Source organism: Kitasatospora sp. NPDC036755 (genome assembly GCF_040636595.1).
In the GTDB taxonomy this organism is placed as follows: Bacteria; Actinomycetota; Actinomycetes; order Streptomycetales; family Streptomycetaceae; genus Kitasatospora.
The window spans coordinates 1-6958 of record NZ_JBEZUT010000400.1; the positions used below are offsets into that span (position 1 = coordinate 1).

A 6958-nucleotide genomic window follows, 5' to 3' on the forward strand; every position below is an offset into this window, starting at 1 on the left:
TCCACCAGGGTGGCCCGCACGTACGAGTACTCCCGGGTGCCCTCCTCCAGCGCCGCGAGCCGGCGCAGCAGCACCCGGGTCAGCTCCCGGGCGTCGGCCGGCGCGACCTCGCGCAGGTCCTCCGCCGCCGCCAGCTCCGGCGGCAGCAGGTCCCGCAGGCCCGCCGTGGCGGAGGCGGCCGGGGAGACGAGCGGTTCACCAGTGGTCGCGGCCATCGGAGTCCTTTCCTCGTTTCTTCGTGACGCAACGCCCGTTACCCCGTCCCGGCCGATCGATGCGGTCACCGGTCGTGAAGGTTCCATGAAGGAGGTTCGTACACTTCGGGTGCGTCGCGGAACGGCCCAGGCTAGCGCGGTGAACCGGCGGGACCAACGCGACGACCAGCCGTTTCGGCTCGGCGAACGGCTGCGATAGCCTCCGGACGGGAACACATCACACCTGGAGCCGCGGCCCGTCCCGAGGTGTCCGCGACCGGATGCGGGCCGGCGGCGCGGCGTTCTACGGAGGCGACATTTCGATGGCTGGCCCGATCCTGTCCCCCGAGTCGCAGCACCGCCCGCCGGACGGCCCGGGCACCGCGCTGGTCAACGAGGCGGAGCTCCGGCAGCTGCTGGCGGGTCTGACGGCCGTGCGGGACGGCGACTTCAGCACCGAGCTGCCCGACGACGCGGACGGGCTGCTCGGCGAGATCGCCACCGTGTTCAACGGCATGGTCGACCAACTGTCGCACTTCACCTCGGAAGTGACCCGGGTGGCCCGCGAGGTCGGCACCGAGGGGCGGCTCGGCGGCCAGGCGCAGGTGCCGGGAGTGTCGGGCACCTGGGCGGACCTCACCGACTCCGTCAACGCGATGGCCGGCAACCTCACCTGGCAGGTGCGCAACATCGCCCAGGTGACGACGGCGGTGGCTCGCGGGGACCTCACCCAGAAGATCGAGGTCGACGCCCGGGGCGAGATCCTGGAACTCAAGGACACCGTCAACACGATGGTCGACCAGCTGTCCTCGTTCGCCGGGGAGGTCACCCGGGTCGCCCGCGAGGTCGGCACCGAGGGGCGCCTGGGCGGCCAGGCCCGGGTCGAGGGCGTCTCGGGGACGTGGCGCGACCTGACGGACTCGGTGAACTCCATGGCCGGCAACCTCACCGCGCAGGTCCGCTCGATCGCCCAGGTCGCCACGGCGGTGGCCGAGGGCGACCTCACCCAGAAGATCACCGTGACCGCCCGGGGCGAGATCCTGGAGTTGAAGACCACCATCAACACCATGGTCGACCAGCTCTCGTCGTTCGCCGACGAGGTCACCCGGGTCGCCCGCGAGGTCGGCACCGAGGGCCGCCTGGGCGCCCAGGCCCGGGTCGAGGGCGTCTCCGGCACCTGGAAGCGGCTCACGGCGAACGTCAACGAGCTGGCCGGCAACCTCACCCGGCAGGTCCGGGCCATCGCCGAGGTGACCGGCGCCGTCACCGCCGGGGACCTCACCCGTTCGATCACCGTGGACGCCTCCGGCGAGGTCGCCGACCTCAAGGACAACATCAACGCCATGGTGGAGTCCCTGCGCCAGACCACCCGCGCCAACGAGGAACAGGACTGGCTCAAGACCAACCTCGCCCGCTTCTCGGCGCTGATGCAGGGCCGGCGGGACCTCTCGGTGGTCGCCGAGTCGGTCATGGACGAACTCGCCCCGCTGGTGGGCGGACAGTGCGGCGCCTTCTACCTCGCCGAGGAGAGCCCCCGCGGAACGGTGCTGCGGCTCGTCGGCTCCTACGCGTTCCCCGACGGTGAGCGCCCGACCCGCTTCCGCCTCGGCGAGTCCTTCGTGGGCCAGGCCGCGCGCAGCCGGCGCACCATCGCCGTCGACTCCCTCCCGCCGGACTACCTGGCCGCCTCCTCCGGTCTCGGCCGCACCGAGTCGCTGTCGCTGATCGTGCTGCCGATCGTGGTCGAGGAGCAGGTCCTCGGCGTCATCGAACTGGCCTCCGTCCGCCCCTTCACCGAGGTCCACCGGGACTTCCTCGACCAGCTGATGGAGACCATCGGCGTCAACGTCAACGCCATCATCGCCAACGCCCGCACCGACGAACTGCTCGGCGAGTCCCAGCGGCTCACCGCCGAACTCCAGACCCGGTCCGAGGAGTTGCAGGCACGCCAGGAGGAGCTCCAGGCCTCCAACGCCGAACTGGAGGAGAAGGCGGAGCTGCTGGCCCGGCAGAACCACGACATCGAGACCAAGAACCTGGAGATCGAACAGGCCCGCCAGGAGCTGGAGGAGCGCGCCCACCAGCTGTCCCTCGCCTCCAAGTACAAGTCCGAGTTCCTGGCCAACATGAGCCACGAGCTGCGCACCCCGCTCAACAGCCTGCTCATCCTGGCCCAGCTGCTGGCGCAGAACCCCACCCGGAACCTGACCGCCAAGCAGGTCGAGTACGCCGGCATCATCCACTCCGCCGGCTCCGACCTGCTACAGCTGATCAACGACATCCTCGACCTCTCCAAGGTCGAGGCGGGGAAGATGGACCTCAACGTCGAGGCGGTGCCGCTCCAGTCGCTGCTCGACTACGTGGAGGCCACCTTCCGTCCGCTGACCGGCCAGAAGAACCTCGCCTTCGCCGTCCGGACGGCCAGTCGGGTCCCGGCCGAACTCCGCACGGACGACTACCGGTTGCGCCAGGTCCTGCGCAACCTGCTGTCCAACGCCGTCAAGTTCACCGAGCAGGGCCGGGTCGAGCTGCGGATCGAACCCGCCCACGAGGACGGGATCCCGGACGGCGTGCGCCGCGACGGTCCGGTGCTCGCCTTCCACGTCACCGACACCGGCATCGGCATCGCCCCGCAGCACCTGGAGACCGTGTTCGGCGCCTTCCAGCAGGCCGACGGCACCACCAGCCGCAAGTACGGCGGGACCGGCCTCGGCCTGTCGATCAGCCGCGAGATCGCCTTCCTGCTGGGCGGCGCGATCACCGTGGAGAGCACCCTGGGCCGGGGCAGCACCTTCACCCTCTACCTGCCGTCCGAGCCCGCCCACCTCTCCGCCGCCGGCCCCGGCACCGCGCCCGGAGCTCCCGAACGCGTGGCCACGGTGCCGTCCCAGGACGCCGGGCACGACCCGGCACGGGCGGCCGGCGGCCGGCCGCGGCGGCTGCTCGTGGTGGAGGGCCGCCCGAACGGCCTGCTCTCCCTGGTCGCGGAGAACGCCGTCGCCGACCTCGCCCGCTACTCCGGCGGGCAGCGGCCGGTCGAGATCGTCACGGCGGTCGGCGCGCAGGAGGCCGCCACCGCCCTGGCCACCGCCCCCTGCCACTGCGTCGTCCTGGAACTGGGGCTGCCCGACGGAACGTCGGCGACCCTCCTGGAGGAGATGGAGGGCGACCCGGCCCTGTACACCGTCCCGGTCCTGGCCCACGACAACCGGGGCGTCGTCCCGGACAACGAGCACGCGGTCCGCCGGCGGGGCGAGCAGCCCCTGGAACTCCTCTCCAGCCTCGACGAGCTGCGCGAGCGCATCGCGCTGCACATGAGCGCCGACCGGCCCGGGGGCGTCGTCCAGCTGGTCCGGGACACGGACCGCGAGCCCGCCCGGACCCCCGGTGCCGACCCGGTGCTCACCGGCCGCACCGCGCTGGTCGTCGACGACGACGACCGCAACCTCTACGCGATCACCAGCATCCTGGAGCTGCACGGCATGCACGTCCTCCAGGCCGAGAACGGACGCGCCGCCCTGGAGGCGCTCGCCGTCCACCCGGGCATCGACGTGATCCTCATGGACGTGATGATGCCGGAGATGGACGGCTACTCCGCCACCGCCGCGATCCGCGCCATGCCCGAGCACGAGGGACTGCCGATCATCGCCGTCACCGCCAAGGCGATGATCGGCGACCGGGAGAAGAGCCTGGCCTCGGGTGCCAGCGACTACATCACCAAACCGGTCGACGCCGACCAGGTGATCAGCCGGATCAAGCACCTGCTGTCCTCGTAGCGCGTCCCCAGCCGCCCGCCCCGAGCCGCCACGCCCCAGGAGCCCCGACCGTGCACCAGCCACCGGAGCAGTCCCCCGCCGGCAGCAGCCCGTCGACCGGGCCGACCCCCGGCACGCCCGTCGCCGGGCGCGACGCCACGACCGGAACACCGGAGACCCGCCCGTCCGAACGCGAGGCGACGGCGGTCGGCCGGCTGGCCGGCACCGTCGAGCGGCTACGGCTGGAACTGGACCACGCCCAGGCCCACACGGCGGGCCGCGCCGTGATCGAGATGGCCGTCGGCGTCCTCGTCGAGCGCCTGCGGTGCAGCCCCACCGAGGCGGCCAGGCAGCTGGAGAACCTCTCCGAGCAGTCCGGGACGTCGCCCCTGGAGCTCGCCGCCGACCTGGTCAACCAGTCCGCCGCGGACGAGATCTCGGCGCTCGTACGGAGCTTCGTCGCCGGGGCCTCCGCACCGTCGGCGGACGCCGCCCCGCCGGCCGATCCGGTGGCCGTCCGGCTCCGCAGCACCGAGGCGGACGTGCTCGCCGGCGGCGACGCGGCGGCGGCCGCGCGGTCCATGCTGGAGCACGCCCTGCGGCCGCTCGGCGTGGCCGCCGTCGCCGTCTGGGCGGCCCACCCCGACCTCTCGCTGTCCCTCGCGGGCAGCGCCGGCTTCCCCGAGGAGGAGGCCCGGCGCTGGCGCCACGTCCCGCCCGGCGTTCCCACCCCGGCCCGCCGGGCCCTGGACGAGCGGTCCGCCGTCCGCTACCCGACACTCGCCGACGCCTCCCTGCCGTCGATCGGCCAGCACGAGGTCCGCGGCGGCCGGCTGGCCGTCCCGGCCGGCACCGGCGGCCGGCTCATCGGGGTCCTGGAGATCTGCTGGCACGACGCGCTGCCCGAGCACTCCCAGTCCCTGCAACGGCAGTTCGAGGCACTCGCGGAGCTGGCGGCCGCCACCCTGGAGGCCTGGAGCTGCCCGGAGCCCGCCAGCCCCGATCCGGCCGACCGGCAGTTCGGCGAACTGCGGCAGCTGGTCGACGGCCTGCTCGACCCGTGCATGATCCTCCGGTTGTCGCCCGACGGCGACGACCACCTCCCCCGGTTCGTGATCCGGCACGTCAATCCCACCTTCGTCGACTTCGCCGGGCGGCCGACCAGCGCCATCGCGGGCACCCACCTGCTGGAGGCGTACCCGCTGGCGGCGGAACCCGGCGGCCTGGCGGAGAAGGTCGAGCACGTCTTCGCCACCGGGGAGCCCTTCCGCACCCACGGCATGCGGCTCGCGGCCCTGGTCGACGGCGTGCCGCTGACCGCCCTGGCCCAGGTGAGCATCAGCCGGCACGGGACCCACGTGGCGGTGGTCTGGCGCCTCGGCGACGGCACCCCGCGGGTCGCCCGGCTGCTCCAGCACGCGCAGCGGCTCGGCCGGATCGGCGGCTTCGAGGAGGATCTGATGACCCGTCAGATCGCCTGGAACGAGACCCTGTTCGAGCTGCACGGGCTGCCGTCCGGCTCCCCGCCGATCGCCCTGGACCAACTGGCCGACCACGCCCACCCGGACGACCGGCACACCATCGGCCGCTTCCTGCGCACCCTGCTGCACCACCGGCGGCCGGCCTCCACCGCCTTCCGCCTCCAGCGCCCCGACGGCGTCACCCGGCACATCCGCGTCGTGGCGGAGCCGGTGCCCGCCCCGGACAGCAGTCTGCGGATCGTCCGCGGCGCCTACCAGGACATCTCCGCCCAGCACTGGACGGAGGTCGCCCTGGCCGCGACCCGCGACCAGCTGGCCCAGAGCGAGCAGCAGGCGGCGGAGCGCAGCCGGCTCGCCCTCCAGCTCCAGCACGCCATCATGCCGCCCACCCGGGGCCCGTTGGACCTGCCCGACCTGCACGTCGCCGTCCGCTACCGTCCGGCCGAGAAGGACCACCTGGTCGGAGGCGACTGGTACGACACGCTCACCCTGCCCTCCGGCGACGTCCTGCTGTGCGTGGGCGACGTCTCCGGGCACGGCATCGAGGCCGCCACCGGCATGGTCGCCCTGCGCAACGCGCTGCGCGGGCTGGCCGCGACCGGTGCCGGGCCGGCCCAGCTGCTGAGCTGGCTCAACAGCGTCACCCACCACCTCACCGACAACGTGACCGCCACCGCGGTCTGCGGCCTCTACGAGCCCGGGACGGGCCGGCTCCGCTGGGCCCGCGCGGGGCATCCGCCGCCGGTCCTGCAACGGGCGGGGCGTGCGACCACCCTTCCGCAGCTGGGCGGCATCCTGCTCGGCGCCGTGGACCAGGCGGAGTACGAGGAGGGCGAGTTGCCGCTGGAGCCGGGCGACACCCTGGTGATGTACACCGACGGGCTGATCGAGCGCCGGGACGAGTCCCTCCAGGCCTCGCTGACCAGTCTGACGGCCCTCGTCGAGCAGGCCCACCGGGTGGCGGCCACGGGCGAGGCGGGGCTCCAGGACCAGCTGGACCACCTGCTGCGGTACAGCAGTGCCGACACGGACGACGACACCTGCCTGGTCGGGGTGGCCGTCCGGTAGGCCCGCCCGGAGCGGGCCCACCGGACGAGCGCTCAGGAGGCGACCGGCGGGCGGTAGACGGTCAGGGCGGCGGGGCTCTTGGACAGCCGCAGGGCGCCGCGGGCGGGGACGCTCTCCCCGTCGACGGCGATCCGGTCGGCGTCGCCGAGGAAGTCCAGCTCCAGGGCGCTCAGCCGGGCGGTCCGGTAGACCCGGGAGCGGTGCAGGGTGCCGGTGAGGAACGCGGCGGCGAGCCGGGTGCGGGCGAAGGGACTGCCGCCGTCGACGACCCGGACGTCGAGTTTCCCGTCGGCCAGGGCGGCGCGGTGGGTGGGGGCGAAGCCCGCCGGTTCGTACGCCCCGTTGCCGGCGAAGAGCAGCCACAGCCGCCGAGACGCGCTGGCGCTGCACCCTGTGCGGCAACCTCACCCGCTTCGACGTGACCCGCACCGCGCGGGTGACCGAGTTCCTGCACTTCGAC

The 6958-nt window shown here is 73.4% G+C and carries 2 protein-coding genes and 1 pseudogene; 2 read left to right on the forward strand and 1 reads right to left on the reverse strand.

Features of this window, described 5'->3' with window-relative positions:
* Positions 1 to 215 (reverse strand): annotated as a pseudogene (locus tag AB0E96_RS36295) (RNA polymerase sigma factor SigF); the annotation flags it as partial.
* A gap of 302 nt (positions 216 to 517) precedes the next feature.
* On the opposite strand from AB0E96_RS36295, the gene AB0E96_RS36300 reads away from it, so the two are divergent.
* Together AB0E96_RS36300 and AB0E96_RS36305 are read left to right on the forward strand one after the other, a co-directional pair.
* Entirely contained in the window at positions 518 to 3970 is a 3453-nt protein-coding gene (locus tag AB0E96_RS36300) for a HAMP domain-containing protein (protein ID WP_359830288.1), read from the forward strand.
* Between the two features lie 50 nt (positions 3971 to 4020).
* Positions 4021 to 6498: a SpoIIE family protein phosphatase gene (locus AB0E96_RS36305; protein WP_359830289.1), complete on the forward strand. Its 2478-nt coding sequence runs from the start codon at positions 4021 to 4023 to the stop codon at positions 6496 to 6498.
* Positions 6499 to 6958: the final 460 nt, after the last annotated feature.

Bases quoted from the DNA above. Each gene is read 5' to 3' on its own strand.
- AB0E96_RS36300 (WP_359830288.1), top strand. From the start codon at position 518: ATGGCTGGCCCGATCCTGTCCCCCGAGTCGCAGCACCGCCCGCCGGAC.